Genomic DNA, 16,282 nt, shown 5'->3' with positions numbered 1-16,282 from the left:
GGCTTTTGAGTTTTTACTACAGTAGTAAGCCTAAACTTTTTTAGTCATTTCTGAGACACATGAAATATTAAATTGATTAATTTATTTTAATCGCTCATCCACAACAGGAACAAGAAAAGCAGTAACGTAGAGATCTCCATCACTTCGAAGCGAATGCAATTTACCTGCAGGGACAATAAAGGTTTCCCCTACCTTTAACTCTATTTCCTCATTTTCTAATACTCCAAAACCAGAGCCCTTTATACAATAAAATATTTCATCTTGTTCGGCATGTTTATGGAGCGGAACTTTTTTATCTGAAGGGATATGATACACAAATTTCTCAACAGATTCTTTAATAGCATTTAAATCCATAGTAATATTAATTGTTGTTGATAAAGAATTACAAATATCGGATAATTAGTCAGCTTAGTCTTAAATATCCAATTTAAACAATCCAGCCCTCCTGTTGGAGAAACCAGATCGTAACTATTCGATAGTGAATTAAGAATATATTTCTTCTAAATATTCCTCTACAGAAGTGGATTTTCTTCCAATTAATTGCTCGATTAATGAATTGGTTTTATCAAGTTCTCCATTACCTATCGCCAATGAGAATCCTGCAAACAGTTCTATATATTCTTCAGGTACACCTGCTTCAGTCAATGTCTTGGTGAATTCTTCATTGGAAGGCGAATAATAACGAATTATTTTTCCTGAAATGTTAGAAATAATAGTAGCTATTTCATCATATGAATATGCCTTATCTGCTGTAAGATCATATTCTTTATTTTCATGTCCTTCTGTAGTAAGTATGTGTGCAGCAACCTCTGCCAAATCCTCTCTCAGAGTAAAAGCAGCTTTCCCTTCGCCTGCAGGCAGATAAATTGTCCCAGTCTCCAAAACTTTTTCACCAATAAAAATCGGAAGCATATCCATGTAAAGATTATGCTTTAGTATGGTGTATTTCATTCCTGAAACTTTTAACCAATTTTCGGTAATTATATGATCCTCCGTTATAAATGAAATTGGCGAAGTTTTAGTTTCATTTTCACACAGAAAACTAGTGTAAACGATATGCTTGATCCCAGCTACTTTAGCAGCATTTACTACATTTTCATGTTGTTTGGAACGGTTCAACATATCGTTCCCTGACACAAAATAAAGCTTATCGATCCCTTGAAATGCTTGTAGAAGCGAATCGTAATCATTGTAATCACCTATTCGCACATCAACACCAACTATTTTTAGATTCTCCAATTTTTCAGCATTTCTACCCAATACAGCAAGGTCTCCTGGTTTTATCACTTTCAATAAATTGTGGATAACAGATTTACCTAAATTACCTGTAGCTCCTGTAATTAAAATTTTACTCATTTTACTTCGTATTTAATTGTAATTCGAATATTGGTTTCCAAATTAAACTAACTTACTTTGGAGGCTTCAAAGGTAAACAGCTTGTGATATTCAAACAAGAAGGTACTTTAAAGTAAGGCACTTACCTTAAGGTAACTATTGCTAATAGTCAATTAAATAAGATGGAAAATAATTTGAATAAATATTCGGATGTTAAGAATTGTCCTATAAGAACGGTGTTAGACAGATTTGGAGACAAGTGGTCTGTTTTAGTTCTTCTAATTTTAGGCGAAGTAGAAAAAATGCGATTCAATGAGCTACTAAGAACAATGGGAGATATATCGCAGAAAATGTTGACTGTAACACTGCGTACACTTGAAGCAGATGATCTGGTTAAGCGTACTATTTACCCTGAGGTTCCACCAAGAGTTGAATATGAAACCACAGAAAGAGGTAAATCCTTACTTAAGCACATTCATGGTCTGGCAGGTTGGGCTGAAGAAAACAAATTGGCAATTCTGGAATCTAGAAATAAATTTAAGGGATAATTACTTCCTAACAATTTTTTGGAGGATCTCCTATTCAATATTTCCAATTGATCTGCATCAAACAATTTCAATTCAGTACCGACATAAAAAAAAGCCCGTAAGGGCTTTTTATATATAAAAGGGATTTTGAGAACCTAAAATCAATGATTTAGGCTAACAGAATCAAATTTAATAAAATGATTTTAAAACAAGCATAATCTCATCATAAAATTTATCATGAGATGATTAAGCATTCGATAAATACAGCAAATTACTGTTCTACGTGGCTGCCTTTAATCGGACTTGATTTATCTGGCAATATCAGGTTTAGTACCACACCAACAATAGATGCCAATCCGATACCTGCCAAAGAAAAGTTACCGTAAGAAATCTGGGCTCCTCCAATTCCAACAGTCAACACAATGGAGATAATCACTTGATTTCTGGTTTTACCAAAATCGGTATTTGCATCGATTAAAGTCTTAATGCCGATGCCAGCAATCATTCCGAATAATAACAACATGATTCCGCCCAATACTGCTTGAGGTATGGTTTTTAGAAAAGCACTAACTTTTCCAATTAATGAAAAAGATATCGCGGTTACTGCCGAAATTCTTAATATTCTGGGATCGGTAACTTTGGTTAAGGCAATTGCTCCAGTAACCTCCGAATAGGTTGTATTTGGTGGTCCGCCCATAAATCCTGCAAAAGCAGTTGCAATACCATCTCCCAATAAGGTGCGGTGTAATCCCGGATCTTTCACAAATTTCTTGTTGGCAACACCGCCAATGGCATACATATCGCCAACATGTTCAATAATTGGTGCGAAGGCAACAGGAACCATATATAATACTGCACTCCAATTCAACTCGGGGCGAGTAAAAGATGGTAAGGTGAACCATGCGGCTTCCTTTATTGCGGTGAAGTCCACTTCTCCCAGGATCACTGAAATAATATAACCAACTACAATACCTGAAAATATTGGAATCAACTTCATCATTCCCTTGCTATATACTACTATCAGTACTGCTGTTAATAAGGCAACAGTGGCAATTGCCCAATTGGTTTTTGCCATATTTACTGCAACAGGAGCTAAGGAAAGTCCGATAATCATGATCACAGGCCCAACAACAATGGCAGGGAAAATTTTCTCGATCACTCGCAATCCCCACACCTTTATCACCATGGATACAATACCGTAAACCAGACCTACCGCTATCAATCCCGATAAGGCTCCTGGTAAACCATACAGTTTGGTTGCTGCCACAATTGGAGCGATAAATGCAAAACTACTGCCCAAAAAAACAGGAACCATACCTTTGGTGATTAAATGAAAAATCAAGGTTCCGATTCCTGCAGTGAATAATGCAACGGCGGGGTCTATTCCGACTAATAAGGGGACGAGTACGGTTGCGCCAAAGGCAACAAATAAGAACTGTACACCCAGAACAATTCGTTTTGTGGGACTCTGAAGGTCCACAACTTCTTGAGATAGGATCATAAAATGGTTTTAAATTTCACAAATTGGCGCAAATATAGGAAGGATATTCAGGATGACAAAACTTATAAAATCGATCGCTGAAAGGTATTTAAAAAAGGGTGCATAGGTGTGAAAGAAAATTTATTAGAACACAGATGACACGGATCAAACCAATAAACACAGGTTTTTCAGGGAATATTCACTTCGGGAAAGACATTACGAAATTCGGATTCTAAGTGTAAATCAAGAAAGGAATAATCACCACTATTAAAGCTGCTATATTTATTCGAATTATGAAGAAAATAATATTGCACCCTTTCCCCTATCGGGATTTTCCCTAAAAGAGAAAAAAATCCTAATTGAAGGGATTAGATTAATAAGATGTTACCTAAAATATTTGGGGCAAGAGATTTAAAATGGATAGCAGATTACGGTGCGCTGCATCTTTTACGGAATATGATTACAAAAAGGCTATAAAGATTTTGGTACTCCGTACCTCAAAATCAGCTTTTGTTTAAAGAGCAATAGCGTTGTGAAATATTTATAGAAATTATTGATAGAGATGCTTTAAAGGTGCAGCGCACCCTAATATTAAGAATTTAATAGATCGCGAATCTTTCTTGAATATTCACATGGTAAATGCATTTAGTTAGAAGAGATTGTAATGTACCGGAAGATGTTGGACTAAATAAATAATACATGAATTTATACTACTCAAATTTAATATCGCGTACCATTAGTTGTGTTTCGGTTTTACCCATGTACTCGTTTTCCTGAAGGGAATAACAAACATCAAAAGGAACACCGCTAGATAATTTTGGATAAAATTTCCCCATAGAAAAAGCAATTCCACCTTTCACATTGCCTTCCCGGATATCATCAACCACAGAGAGTTTTAAATGCTCTTTATTTCTGCCAACCGGGCGACTGTATCCATAATCAACCACTTTTTCGCTTACAAATACCGGAGTCATATTTTTAGGACCAAAAGGTTCAAATTGTTTCAATACACGAAAAAACTTAGGGGTAATATCGGATAATTTGATAACTGCATCCACATTTATTTGTGGAGTAAGCATGTCGTGCGTTATATTTTCGCACACATATTCTTCAAATCGCTTTTGAAAAGCACCAACATTTTCAATCTTCATGGTTAAGCCGGCAGCATATTTATGCCCACCAAAGTTTTCCAACAGATCACTACATTCCGAAATGGCATTATACAGATCAAAGCCTTCAACAGATCGGGCACTTCCGGTAGCGAATCCATTAGATTCGGTTAGAATTACGGTTGGCTTGTAATAGGTTTCTATCATTCGAGAAGCAACAATGCCTATCACTCCTTTGTGCCAATCCCTATCAAATAATACAGTGCTCTTTTTTTCGAGCAATGCTTTATTGGAGGCTACTCGCTGCAAAGCCTCATCAGTAATACTATGATCTAATTCTTTTCGATCTTCATTCAACCCGTCAATGGTGTCCCCAATCAGGGTAGCCACATCCTTTTTTTCTGCCACTAATAGCTGCACTGCCCGATTTCCCGACTGAATTCTTCCTGCTGCATTAATGCGTGGTCCAACTTTAAAAACAATATCATTCACGGAAAGATCTTTGTCTACTCCAGCTAAATTGATAATGGTTTTCAGACCAACTCGTGGACTATTATTCAACTGCTTTAAACCAAAATAAGTTAGAATTCTATTCTCGCCGGTGATAGGGACAATATCAGAAGCAATACTCACGGCAAGCAGATCGAGAAGAGGAATAAGATCTCCAAAAGGCCAGTTCATTTTTATAGACAAGCCTTGCATCAGCTTGAAACCTACTCCACATCCCGAAAGGGCATCGCAAGGATAAGTGCAATCTTCCCGTTTAGGATCGAGAACGGCTACTGTCTGAGGTAAGTCATCGCCAGGTGTATGATGATCGCAAATGATAAAATCGATACCTTTTGTATTGGCATAGTCGATTCTCTCCATTGCTTTGATACCGCAATCCAGCGCAATTACCAGACTCACATTATTTTCGGCGGCATAATCTATTCCTTTGGTAGAGATTCCATATCCCTCGGAATAACGATCGGGAATATAGTAATCGATAAAATCGAAACGAGATCGGAGATAAGTATAAACGAGTGCCACCGATGTAGTTCCATCTACATCATAGTCGCCGTAAATCAATACTCGTTCCTGCTTCTCCATTGCTGAAACAATACGATCTACCGCTTCCGTCATATCTTTCATCAGAAAAGGATCTAGTAAGTCATCAAGACTGGGACGAAAAAATGCTTTCGCCATATCGAAATCAGTAATTCCTCTTTGCACTAACAAATTGGCAATCACCCGATCCACTCCTAATGACTCCATCAGCGAACAAACCGTTTCTTCATTTTCAGGCTCATGAATTACCCATCTCTTTTCCATATAATAGAATTTAGCTAGCCAAATTAGTCAATTTCCAGCTTCATATCAAACAGATTGGCAATATGATTTTTCAAATTATGTTTTACTTCTTCAATATCAAGCTCTTTCCCTAATTCTTTTTGCAAAGATGTTACTCCCTTATCCACAAATCCACAAGGATTGATGTAGTTAAAATATTTAAGATCGGTATTTACATTAAAGGCAAATCCGTGCATGCTAACCCAACGACTGATGCGAACGCCAATAGCACATATCTTGCGAACTCTGGGAGTATCGATATCCAACCAAACTCCGGTTGCTCCCTCTAAACGAGTCCCTTGTATCCCATAATCAGCAATACAGTTGATTACTGCTTGTTCCAGCGTATCGATATATTTTTTTATTCCCATATCAAACAGCTCCAGATTCAGAATTGGATAGCCAACAATCTGACCCGGTCCATGATAGGTAATATCGCCGCCACGATTTATTTTATGAAAACTTGCTTCTTTTGCCTGAAGCTGAAGCATATCCAGAAGTAAATTCTGCTCTTTTCCACTCTTGCCTAAGGTATATACATGTGGATGTTCACAGAATAGAAGATAGTTGTCGCTAAAATTTTTCTGATCGACAGGAAGATCAGCATTTTGCTGACGAGATTGAAGTACTTCCTGAAATAAATTCTCCTGATAATCCCAGGCCTCCTTATAATCAATCGAGCCTAAATCTCTAAATATTGTCTTATTCATCTTGTAAAAGTAGCTTGCAAAGTAAAACAGGCTTATCTGTTAGTAAGATAAGCCTTGTGGTTATTTTATAACTCGTTTTAAATTCAGAGCATTTACATGTCGCTCTGCATGGTAGGAAGATCGCACCAAGGGAGTACTTTCTACAAAGGTAAATCCTTTTTCAAGTCCCACCTCTTCGTATTTTTTGAAAGTCTCTGGTGTAATATATTCTTGCACCGTTAGGTGATTGCGAGTAGGCTGAAGATACTGACCAATTGTCATCACCTTTACCCCAACAGCAAGCAAATCATCCATTACCTGATATATTTCCTCTTCGGTTTCGCCTAAACCAAGCATTATTCCTGATTTTGCAACTATTCCAGCGTCAGCAATTTGTTTTAATACTTGCAAACTTAAATCGTATTTTGCTCTACTCCTCACCTCACCGGTTAAGCGTCGTACGGTTTCCATATTATGGGAGATTACTTCCGGGTTTTGATCAATCACTCTTTGGATATCTTCCTGCTTTCCATTAAAATCGGGAATTAATACCTCAAGCGTAGTCTCGGGAGTTGTCTCCTTGATACAACGAATTGTTTCTGCCCATATTCCAGAACCGCCATCGTCCAAGTCATCCCGGTCAACCGATGTAATCACGGCATGTTTTAACTTCATCAGCTTAATGGAACGTGCCAAGCGGATTGGTTCATTCCAGTCGGCAGCTAAAGGTTTTCCTGTTGGAACATTGCAAAATTTACAAGCCCGGGTACAGATATTTCCCAATATCATAAAAGTGGCAGTTCCATTTCCCCAGCATTCTCCAACATTCGGACATTTCCCACTGGAACAAATAGTATGCAAACCATGCTCCTGTACAATGCCATTTACATAGGCATAATCATCCCCTTTGGGCAATTGTATTTTTAACCAATCCGGCTTTCTTTTTATCTTCATTTTTTCGTCTTTTTATCACATCAAATACTGCTTGTTCCATGTACAATTTTACAAGAGCTTCTTTCTTGTATTAACCGATAAATCAAAATCGTGAAACCCACAGTAAGCGCTAAAATAAATTCTGCATTTAGATTTACACCAAACGCATGCAAAGGTATTCGAAACCTTTTAATTAAGGATGAATTTCATCATGTTTTTAAGCGGTAAAACGCTCAACACTATTCTTAACCATTCTAAATACTGTGGATTTTCATACAATACTAAGAAATAAATACTTTAAAACAATGCGTGGCAAAATAGCTTGCATAGATATTAATCTGAATCACTAAATTGGAAAGTATAAAAGCAATATATTTCCGACGAGCTTAAGGGAATTTCTACATATTCACATTCTCAATGTACACGAATACAGTTCTCTGCTTAAATAATACTTAAAGCTAATGCCAACCTTTGCGTACCTAATTTTGTACTCAATTGCATGCTTGAATACACATATTGCACAGATTATTATATCTTTGCACCCGAATAAACTTTATCGAGAATAAAATGAATGCGTTAGAACTTAGTGAACAAGAAATCATTAGAAGAAATTCCCTTAAGGAAATGCAAACTTTGGGTATTAACCCATTCCCTGCTGCACAATATAAGGTAGATACCTACTCCTCAGAAATACTTGAGAATTACGATCCTGAAAAGAACAATTACCAGGAAGTTTGTATTGCCGGTAGAATCATGAGTCGCAGAATCATGGGAAAGGCTTCTTTTATTGAACTTCAGGATTCGAAAGGAAGAATTCAGGTTTATATTACAAGAGATGATATTTGTCCGGATGAGGATAAAACTCTTTATAACACTGTATTCAAAAAGCTATTGGATATAGGTGATTTTATTGGAATTAAGGGATACGTGTTCAAAACTAAGGTAGGTGAAACATCTATTCATACTACCGAAATGACTGTTCTTTCAAAATCAGTACGTCCGCTTCCTATTGTGAAGGAAAAAGATGGTAAAATATATGATTCGTTTAGTGATCCTGAATTGCGTTACCGCCAGCGTTACGTTGATCTAATTGTGAATCCTCACGTGAAGGATGTTTTCATCAGCCGATCAAAGGTCATCAACTCCATGCGAGAGTTGTTTAATGGCAATGGATATTTAGAGGTGGAGACACCAATACTGCAAGCGATTCCAGGTGGAGCATCGGCTCGTCCGTTTATCACTCATCACAATGCTTTGGATATTCCCTTGTATATGAGAATTGCAAATGAGCTTTACCTGAAACGACTAATTGTTGGTGGGTTTGAAGGTGTTTATGAATTTGCCAAGGACTTCCGTAACGAAGGAATGGATCGCACTCACAATCCCGAATTTACGGTAATGGAAATCTATGTAGCCTACAAGGATTACAATTGGATGATGGATTTTACCGAGCAAATGATTGAGAAAGTTGCCATGGATCTTCATGGTACTACTAAAGTTACGGTTGCCGACAAGGAGATTGACTTTAAACGTCCATTTAAAAGAATCTCTATGATAGATTCGATTAAGGAACATACCGGAATCGACATTAATGGAATGAATGAAGAACAGCTTCAAGAGGTTTGTAAAAAACTAGATATCGAAGCTGATGAAACCATGGGTAAAGGAAAATTGATTGATGAAATTTTCGGAGAGAAATGCGAAGGAAATTACATTCAACCAACCTTCATCACCGACTATCCTGTTGAGATGTCGCCGCTTTGTAAAAAACACAGAGAGAATCCAGAGCTTACCGAACGATTCGAATTGATGGTAAACGGAAAAGAACTTTGTAATGCCTACTCTGAATTAAACGATCCAATTGATCAATTGGAGCGCTTTCAGGATCAGATGAAATTAAGTGAAAAAGGAGATGACGAAGCCATGTTTATTGATATGGATTTTGTTCGTGCACTAGAATATGGTATGCCTCCTACATCTGGAATGGGAATCGGAATTGACAGATTGGTTATGCTCATGACAAATTCGGCATCCATACAAGATGTTTTATTCTTCCCACAAATGAGACCGGAGAAAAAGGCCGATCGTGATGGCGATGATAAATTCGTAGATTTAGGAATTGCAAAAGAATGGGTACCAATCATCCGTAAAGCTGGCTTCCACACCGTTGCAGCTTTGAAAGAAGAAAAGCCAAACAAATTACATCAGGAAATTTGTGGTTGGAATAAAAAATTAAAAATGGGATTGAAAAACCCTAGTCAGGACGAAGTAGTTTCCTGGTTATCTTAGTTCGAAATAACAAAATATAAAGATATCGGAGGCTTGGGATTTTTCCCTTCCTCCGATATTTATTAAATTAGAGAGCTGTAGGTTACAGAAATATTTCTCTTAATACTTCACTTTATCCACATCTTTATGAATGAAACGTCGAGAATTGCTATTATTGGAGGTGGCAGTTGGGCAACTGCAATTGCAAAAATCCTTCGCGAAAATAATTTGGAAATCAATTGGTACATGCGAAATCCGGAAACTATCGCAAAGTTTAAACAATTAAGCCATAATCCAAGATATTTGACAGGCGCTGAATTTGATGTTGATCACATTCAATTCTTTAATGATATCAATGAAATAGTACTTCAATCTGATGTACTCATTTTCGCAATTCCGTCAGCTTTTCTAAAAAGTGCACTTAAGAATCTCACCGTTAGTCTGAAAGAGAAATTCATAGTTTCGGCGATAAAAGGTATTGTGCCGGATGAGAACATGATAATCGGAACATTTTTCCATGAAATCTATCAGGTTCCTTTTGATAGTATTGGTATTATTTCCGGTCCGTGTCATGCTGAAGAGGTGGCAATGGAAAGATTATCCTATTTGACAATTTCTTGTTTGGATACCAAAAAAGCCAGAGTGCTTGCACTAAATTTGGAATGCTCGTATATAAAAACTACCATTTCAGATGATATTTATGGTACTGAATATGCCGCAGTACTAAAAAATGTTATTGCCATTGCTGCCGGCATCTGTCACGGATTACGCTACGGAGACAACTTTCAGGCTGTACTAATATCAAATGCAATTCAGGAAATTAAACGCTTTGTTGATACGGTACACCCAATCACCAGAGATATTAAAAGTTCTGCTTATCTGGGTGATTTACTGGTTACCTGCTATTCACAGTTTAGTAGAAACCGCACATTTGGGACTATGATTGGGAAAGGCTATACCGTAAAAACAGCTCAACTAGAAATGCATATGATTGCTGAAGGATACTATGCTGTCAATTGTATCAAAGAAATTAATGATGAATATAACGTTCACATGCCAATCATGAAGGCAGTGTACAATATTCTATACGAAAAAATTTCTCCGGCAATAGAAATTAAATTATTAACAGAGGATTTACGCTAAAATCTATTTTTCGAAGTATTTTTGAATAAAATATTATCTCTGTTTAGAAGCTTGGCGAAATTGCTTTATCATTAAAAATTAACTAAATACAAATATTTATTTTTGCGATTGTCGTTTTATTCGGAGGGGAATCGGTTCAGACTATCGGGGAAATAAAAAAATTAATTTGAACAAAATGGAACACATTAAGTTGGACATTGAAAAATCTCTTGGCTTTGTTACTAAAAAAGAGGTTTTTAAATTTGAGGAAGAAAGCAAAAAACATTTGATTTCCCTTCAAAAAGGAACCGGCAAAGGAAATGATTATGTGGGTTGGGTAGAATTACCCTCTCAAATATCTGAGAAAGATTTAAATGATCTGGAAGCAACTGCGAATTCACTAAAAGAGAGAATTGAAGTTTTGGTTGTTATCGGTATTGGAGGATCCTATCTGGGAGCTAAAGCAGTAAACGATGCATTGGCAAATAATTTTGATCATCTAAGTCCTAATGAAAACCCTATCGTACTTTATGCAGGTCAGAATATCAGCGAAGACTATCTTTTCGAACTAATGCAAGTTTTAAAAGAGGTAGAGTTTGGTATCTGTGTAATTTCCAAATCGGGAACTACAACAGAACCAGCTATTGCTTTTCGCCTGTTAAAAGAATTGCTTGAAAAAAATGTTGGTAAAGAGGAAGCTCGCGAAAGAATTGTTGCAATTACTGATGAATCCAAAGGAGCCTTAAGATCCTTGGCAGAACAAGAGAATTACAAGACATTTGTTATTTCTGACAATGTAGGAGGCAGATATTCTGTACTTACACCTGTTGGATTGCTTCCTATCGCTGTAGCTGGTCACAATATTAAAGAATTGGTAAAAGGTGCTCAATCTATGCAAAACTACTCTGTAGCAGCTGCATTTGATGAAAATCCAGCTTTACTTTATGCTGCAACCCGAAATGCATTGTATGCTAAAGGGAAAGGCATCGAAATTTTAGCCAATTACAATCCAAAACTTCATAACATAGGGGAATGGTGGAAACAATTGTATGGAGAAAGTGAAGGCAAAGAGAATAAAGGAATTTTTCCTGCTAGTGTTGATTTAACAAGTGACCTTCACTCGATGGGACAATATATTCAGGAAGGCCAACGCAATATTTTTGAAACTGTTATTTCCATTGCACAATCAAATCATTCGGTTTTGATTCCAGAAGACAAGAATAACCTGGATAAACTCAATTATCTGGCAGGAAAACATGTTGATCAAGTGAATAAAATGGCTGAACTTGGAACTCAACTGGCTCACGTTGACGGAGGTGTTCCAAATTTACGAATCGAGTTACCCAGATTAAATGAATTCTATCTTGGGGAACTTCTTTATTTCTTCGAATTGGCATGTGGTGTAAGTGGTTATATTTTGGATGTGAATCCATTTGACCAACCCGGAGTGGAAGCATACAAAAGCAATATGTTTGCCTTGTTGGAAAAACCAGGATTTGAAGAAGCAAGCAAAAAAATTAAAGAACGACTGTAAAGGATTTTCACCTCATAAAAAAAGACCGTTATTAATAACGGTCTTTTTTTATGTATCTAATTTTTCTGTTTCTTAGCCTCGTAATAGATTCGAATCCTTTTCCCAAAATACTGTCCTGAAAAAAATGCTATTACCATTACAGGATAGGTGTATAATTGAAATCCTAATCCAAATAAATACCGGAACAATACGACAAAAGGTATTGGTAAATGAATTGCTAAGAACCACAGAAAAGAAAATTTTTTAAAGCCATGTCGAATATAACCAAAAGGCATATTCAAGACAAAAGTGGCTAAAGCAGCAAATAATAAATTAATTTCCATCGAGACGAATATATTAAAATATTTTGAAACAAATTCTTTACCCGACATAACACAGAGGTGTTACGTTACAAGTCGATAAAAATCAAGTGTTTTAATTACATTTGCGAACAAATCAAGCAAATCAATGATTTTATCCGTTAAACTGAAGGGCAGTTTGCTGGCATTAATAGCCGCTATTAGCTTTTCTAATGTATATATTTTCAGCAAAATGGCTATGCAGGATATCAATCTTCCTGCGTTTGGATTGTTGTGGTTTGGCCTGGCGTTGATCTATAACCTATTCTATTACTGGTTTTTTACCAAACATAAATTTCCAAAAATACCAAGGAGATCTAAATATATTCTTCTTCTCATAGGATGCTCAGAGCTTGTATCTATTACGGCATTTTTCCTTTCTATAAAATTAAGCACTAATCCGGCAGTGGTTTCCTTTCTTGCAAATACCAGTCCTATTTTTGTAATGCTGATTAGTTTTGTTTTCCTTCGAATTAGATATAGCTGGACGGCAATTCTAGGAGTAGCAGTCACTTTATTTGGAGTAATTATCATGAACTGGACTTCAGTTGGATTTACCTGGGAATTAATTTTTGCACCATCTAGTCTTGCTGCTTTAGTGTTTGCATTCTTCTATGGAATAAGTCTGGTTTTAGCCAGAACTCAGATTCAAAAATTACCTGCCTTGATGATTACGATTTGCAGAACATTTTTTCTATTTGGCGGTTTTATTTTATACAATATCTATTTTCTGGAATTTCCGATTTATACCCGCAATTCTGTTTTATACATTCTTGTGGGATCCATATTAGGTCCTTTTCTGGGAATCGCCTTAACCTTTGCCTCACTTCGTTTCGTTGATGCTTCTATCACCACTTTAATTGGTACTTCGAGGAGCCTATTTATAATTATTGGGAGTTTTCTGTTCCTTAATATCCTGCCTCCTCAAAACCAGATGATTGGTGGAATTTTAACGATTCTCGGAATTTTAATTATTTCGATCGGGGATGCGTATTCCTTAAAAAACAAATAAAAACAGAAATAATGTTTTTAAGATAGGGCTTTCCTGATCTCTTCAAATAATTGAGCTTTATTAAACGGTTTGGTAAGATATCCATGGCATCCTGCCTGGCGACATTTATCTTCCTCTTCCTTTAATACAAAAGCTGTTTGCACGATAATCCTGGTATCAACAGCTCTATTTTTCAACTCCTCCAAACATTCCAATCCATCCTTTCCTGGAATATTCACATCCATAATTAATAAATCCGGATTGGTGTCCCTAAAACTATTCATCATCTCGACGCCATTCTCCGCATAGAAGATTTTTACATTTTCCCCATCAAAAAGCTTTTTTACATACAAAAAAGAATTATAATCATTCTCTGCAATCAATATGGTTTTTTGATTTAAATTCTCATAGGTAGCTCTCCCGATAGACTTAGATTCTTTCCCTTTTTCGTCCTCTGAAAGTGGTATCGTAAAGTAGAAAGTACTTCCCTTTCCGACTTCTGAATCGAACCAAATCTTACCTCCTAATAATCCTACCAGCCCTTTTGATATACTTAATCCTAAACCTGTACCATCTATAAAATCATCCTCATCTCCTTGCCTAAATCGTTCAAAAATAATCTCTTGTTTTTCCTTTGGAATACCTATTCCCTGATCCGATACAAATATCTGTACAAATGATTTATTTTCTACCTCCCGTACCGAATAACCAACTTCTATCCTACCTGAATTGGTAAATTTTATGGCATTACTAATTAAATTATCCAATATTTGCTGAGTTCTATTTCGATCGGTATTAATATTTAAAAACCTACGTTTTTTGTTGTCCTCCAAATACAAACTAACCTGTGGTTTATTGGATAAAATATCATCTCCTTTAAAGGCCTCTACACTTTCCTGCAACATCGCACACAGATTAAATGGAGATTTTTTAACCAAAACCTGATTCAATTCCAATTTTGAAATATCCACTACGTCATCAATAATTTGGAGCAATCTGTTGCCGGCATTTTGAATAATATTTACATATTGAAACCTTTCAACTTCCTCAAGACCCGAATCGACCAGCAGCTCAGAAAAACCCAAAATAGCATTCATCGGAGTTCGAATCTCATGGCTCATATTGGCAAGAAATATTGATTTTAATTTGTCGCTTTCTTTCGCTTTCTCTAATGCAGCTTTTAGTTTTTGCTCTGCCTTCTTTAATTCAGAAATATCCCGAGAAACCCCCAGTACTCCAATAATTTCACCATCCGCATCATACATCGGAGTTTTAATCGTTTCGGTAAGGATACGTTTGTCTTTGGTTACAGATTCTGCCCAGCACACAAATCGTATCTCCTTTTTGCTTTCAATTACCTCCAAATCCTTTTGATAATAAAAATCTGCAAGTTCTTTATTATACAATTGCACATCAGAAGAACCGATTAATTTATCTTCTGAAATAGAATTAAATTCTGCAAAATTCTTATTACAGGAAATATAAATTCCGTTTCTATCCTTCAACCAGATCATTTCCGGAACCGTTTCTAATAATGTTTTTAATCTTACTCTCTCATCATCAATTTGCCTAATCACTTCTTTTCTAGTGGAAATATCTCGCACTAAAGCCCATAATACTACTGGATTATCAGGTTCATCCATTAAAAGGTGAATACGTAGTTCAACCGGTACAACTTGTCCGTTCTTACAAATCATTTCCTTCTCATAAACGGATGAACTACCCTTTACCAAAACCTGATCTCTTATAATTTGATCGTCCTTTTTATGCCATATTTCAGGTGTTAAGTCTTTCCATTTAAAATTCAATATTTCCTTCTCGGAATATCCCATTAAACTGCGAAATGCAGCATTACATTCTACAATATTAGTACTTAGATCCATTGCTATAAATACATCATTCATACTATTATACAATCGACTGTACTTTTTTTCAGTAGTAAATAAAGCCTCTCTATTTTGCCAGTTTTCTAACTGTTTATTCATAAATAATCCTAAAACCATATTTCCCAAAGGATATACTGTCAATAGTGGAATAATGAGGTAAGAAAGCGTATTTAAAATTTTCTCCTGAGGTAATAAAAGTGTAGAAAAAAGCATTACAACATGCACCAACAAACCCATTAACAACAAATCAAACCATTGAGATTGATCTCCAATTCGAGGATTTATCTTTTTCCAATAAATACCAATAAGTCCGGAAGTCAGTATTACAGCAATTCCCATGTACAATCCCTCACCACCAATTGAAATACGATAAATTGCTGTAACCAGCATCGCAACAAGTGTTGGTATAGCTCCAAAAAATAAACCGGAAATTGAAAGAATTACAGATCTGGTATCAAAAACAAATCCCGGAGCAGTCTTTATACCCGAAATCATTAAAACAATTCCAATTCCACCAATAATAAGTCCAGAACAGATTTTATTTTTTAAGGAGATTGAATTCTTTTTTTTAATCCAAAGGTATTCGTATAAAATACTAAAGCAGATTAATATAGCCGTATTTTGGATTAGGCTTAATAAAATAGAAATATCCATAAATTAGTATAGTAGTTTCATTTTTAAAGTCATTTTTTACTACTCGATTTTCTTTTTGATTTAATCGGATAACAAAGTATTTTA

At 36.0% G+C, this 16,282-nt stretch carries 13 protein-coding genes; 5 read left to right on the top strand and 8 right to left on the bottom strand.

The window, feature by feature from the left end; genetic code table 11:
- Nucleotides 1–81: 81 nt before the first annotated feature.
- Both DLK05_RS03535 and DLK05_RS03530 read right to left on the bottom strand, forming a co-directional pair.
- The gene (locus DLK05_RS03535) at nucleotides 82–354 is read right to left on the bottom strand and encodes a cupin domain-containing protein (RefSeq protein ID WP_127342605.1); all 273 of its coding nucleotides are present in this window, start codon (nucleotides 352–354) and stop codon (nucleotides 82–84) included.
- A 129-nt stretch (nucleotides 355–483) separates the two neighbouring features.
- On the bottom strand, nucleotides 484–1,356 hold the full coding sequence (locus tag DLK05_RS03530; protein WP_127342604.1) for an SDR family oxidoreductase: 873 nt from the start codon (nucleotides 1,354–1,356) through the stop codon (nucleotides 484–486).
- A gap of 161 nt (nucleotides 1,357–1,517) precedes the next feature.
- Here DLK05_RS03530 and DLK05_RS03525 point away from each other — a divergent pair, with 161 nt between their 5' ends.
- Complete coding sequence (locus DLK05_RS03525) at nucleotides 1,518–1,883, top strand: winged helix-turn-helix transcriptional regulator (RefSeq protein ID WP_127342603.1); 366 nt, start codon at nucleotides 1,518–1,520, stop codon at nucleotides 1,881–1,883.
- A 250-nt stretch (nucleotides 1,884–2,133) separates the two neighbouring features.
- On the opposite strand, the gene DLK05_RS03520 is transcribed toward DLK05_RS03525, so the two are convergent.
- The 4 genes from DLK05_RS03520 to lipA form a co-directional block, all read right to left on the bottom strand.
- On the bottom strand, nucleotides 2,134–3,363 hold the full coding sequence (locus DLK05_RS03520) for a uracil-xanthine permease family protein (protein WP_127342602.1): 1,230 nt from the start codon (nucleotides 3,361–3,363) through the stop codon (nucleotides 2,134–2,136).
- 689 nt (nucleotides 3,364–4,052) lie between these two features.
- The gene (gene recJ / locus DLK05_RS03515) at nucleotides 4,053–5,765 is read right to left on the bottom strand and encodes a single-stranded-DNA-specific exonuclease RecJ (RefSeq protein WP_127342601.1); all 1,713 of its coding nucleotides are present in this window, start codon (nucleotides 5,763–5,765) and stop codon (nucleotides 4,053–4,055) included.
- Between the two features lie 23 nt (nucleotides 5,766–5,788).
- The gene (gene lipB, locus DLK05_RS03510; RefSeq protein ID WP_127342600.1) at nucleotides 5,789–6,493 is read right to left on the bottom strand and encodes a lipoyl(octanoyl) transferase LipB; all 705 of its coding nucleotides are present in this window, start codon (nucleotides 6,491–6,493) and stop codon (nucleotides 5,789–5,791) included.
- A gap of 60 nt (nucleotides 6,494–6,553) precedes the next feature.
- Nucleotides 6,554–7,426 carry a lipoyl synthase gene (gene lipA, locus DLK05_RS03505; RefSeq protein ID WP_127342599.1) on the bottom strand — a complete coding sequence of 291 codons (873 nt, stop codon included), beginning with the start codon at nucleotides 7,424–7,426 and terminating at the stop codon, nucleotides 6,554–6,556.
- Nucleotides 7,427–7,972: 546 nt separating this feature from the next.
- Here lipA and lysS point away from each other — a divergent pair.
- From lysS to DLK05_RS03490, 3 genes are all read left to right on the top strand, one after another.
- Nucleotides 7,973–9,694, top strand: a complete 1,722-nt coding sequence (gene lysS, locus DLK05_RS03500; protein ID WP_127342598.1) for a lysine--tRNA ligase — start codon at nucleotides 7,973–7,975, stop codon at nucleotides 9,692–9,694.
- Nucleotides 9,695–9,820: 126 nt separating this feature from the next.
- Nucleotides 9,821–10,816, top strand: coding sequence for an NAD(P)H-dependent glycerol-3-phosphate dehydrogenase (locus DLK05_RS03495; RefSeq protein ID WP_127342597.1), 996 nt, complete (start codon nucleotides 9,821–9,823; stop codon nucleotides 10,814–10,816).
- A 175-nt stretch (nucleotides 10,817–10,991) separates the two neighbouring features.
- Nucleotides 10,992–12,329, top strand: coding sequence for a glucose-6-phosphate isomerase (locus DLK05_RS03490; RefSeq protein WP_127342596.1), 1,338 nt, complete (start codon nucleotides 10,992–10,994; stop codon nucleotides 12,327–12,329).
- Nucleotides 12,330–12,385: 56 nt separating this feature from the next.
- Here the strand turns inward: DLK05_RS03490 and DLK05_RS03485 are convergent, their stop codons facing one another.
- On the bottom strand, nucleotides 12,386–12,652 hold the full coding sequence (locus DLK05_RS03485) for a hypothetical protein (protein WP_209319692.1): 267 nt from the start codon (nucleotides 12,650–12,652) through the stop codon (nucleotides 12,386–12,388).
- Between the two features lie 124 nt (nucleotides 12,653–12,776).
- Here DLK05_RS03485 and DLK05_RS03480 point away from each other — a divergent pair, with 124 nt between their 5' ends.
- Nucleotides 12,777–13,679 (top strand): DMT family transporter, encoded by a 903-nt coding sequence (locus tag DLK05_RS03480; RefSeq protein ID WP_127342595.1) that lies wholly within the window; start codon nucleotides 12,777–12,779, stop codon nucleotides 13,677–13,679.
- Between the two features lie 17 nt (nucleotides 13,680–13,696).
- On the opposite strand, the gene DLK05_RS03475 is transcribed toward DLK05_RS03480, so the two are convergent.
- Nucleotides 13,697–16,198, bottom strand: a complete 2,502-nt coding sequence (locus DLK05_RS03475; protein ID WP_127342594.1) for a PAS domain S-box protein — start codon at nucleotides 16,196–16,198, stop codon at nucleotides 13,697–13,699.
- Between the last annotated feature and the right edge of the window lie 84 nt (nucleotides 16,199–16,282).

Origin of the sequence: Ancylomarina longa (genome assembly GCF_003996985.1) — a bacterium.
Lineage (GTDB): Bacteria > Bacteroidota > Bacteroidia > Bacteroidales > Marinifilaceae > Ancylomarina_A > Ancylomarina_A longa.
This window is presented reverse-complemented; position numbering and strand designations above follow the sequence as displayed.

Coding starts and splice junctions, on each gene's coding strand:
- DLK05_RS03530 (WP_127342604.1), bottom strand. CDS start 1,356: ATGAGTAAAATTTTAATTACAGGAGCTACAGGTAATTTAGGTAAATCT.
- DLK05_RS03475 (WP_127342594.1), bottom strand. CDS start 16,198: ATGGATATTTCTATTTTATTAAGCCTAATCCAAAATACGGCTATATTA.
- recJ (WP_127342601.1), bottom strand. CDS start 5,765: ATGGAAAAGAGATGGGTAATTCATGAGCCTGAAAATGAAGAAACGGTT.
- DLK05_RS03485 (WP_209319692.1), bottom strand. CDS start 12,652: ATGGAAATTAATTTATTATTTGCTGCTTTAGCCACTTTTGTCTTGAAT.
- lipB (WP_127342600.1), bottom strand. CDS start 6,493: ATGAATAAGACAATATTTAGAGATTTAGGCTCGATTGATTATAAGGAG.
- DLK05_RS03535 (WP_127342605.1), bottom strand. CDS start 354: ATGGATTTAAATGCTATTAAAGAATCTGTTGAGAAATTTGTGTATCAT.
- DLK05_RS03495 (WP_127342597.1), top strand. CDS start 9,821: ATGAATGAAACGTCGAGAATTGCTATTATTGGAGGTGGCAGTTGGGCA.
- DLK05_RS03480 (WP_127342595.1), top strand. CDS start 12,777: ATGATTTTATCCGTTAAACTGAAGGGCAGTTTGCTGGCATTAATAGCC.
- lipA (WP_127342599.1), bottom strand. CDS start 7,426: ATGAAGATAAAAAGAAAGCCGGATTGGTTAAAAATACAATTGCCCAAA.
- DLK05_RS03525 (WP_127342603.1), top strand. CDS start 1,518: ATGGAAAATAATTTGAATAAATATTCGGATGTTAAGAATTGTCCTATA.
- DLK05_RS03520 (WP_127342602.1), bottom strand. CDS start 3,363: ATGATCCTATCTCAAGAAGTTGTGGACCTTCAGAGTCCCACAAAACGA.
- lysS (WP_127342598.1), top strand. CDS start 7,973: ATGAATGCGTTAGAACTTAGTGAACAAGAAATCATTAGAAGAAATTCC.
- DLK05_RS03490 (WP_127342596.1), top strand. CDS start 10,992: ATGGAACACATTAAGTTGGACATTGAAAAATCTCTTGGCTTTGTTACT.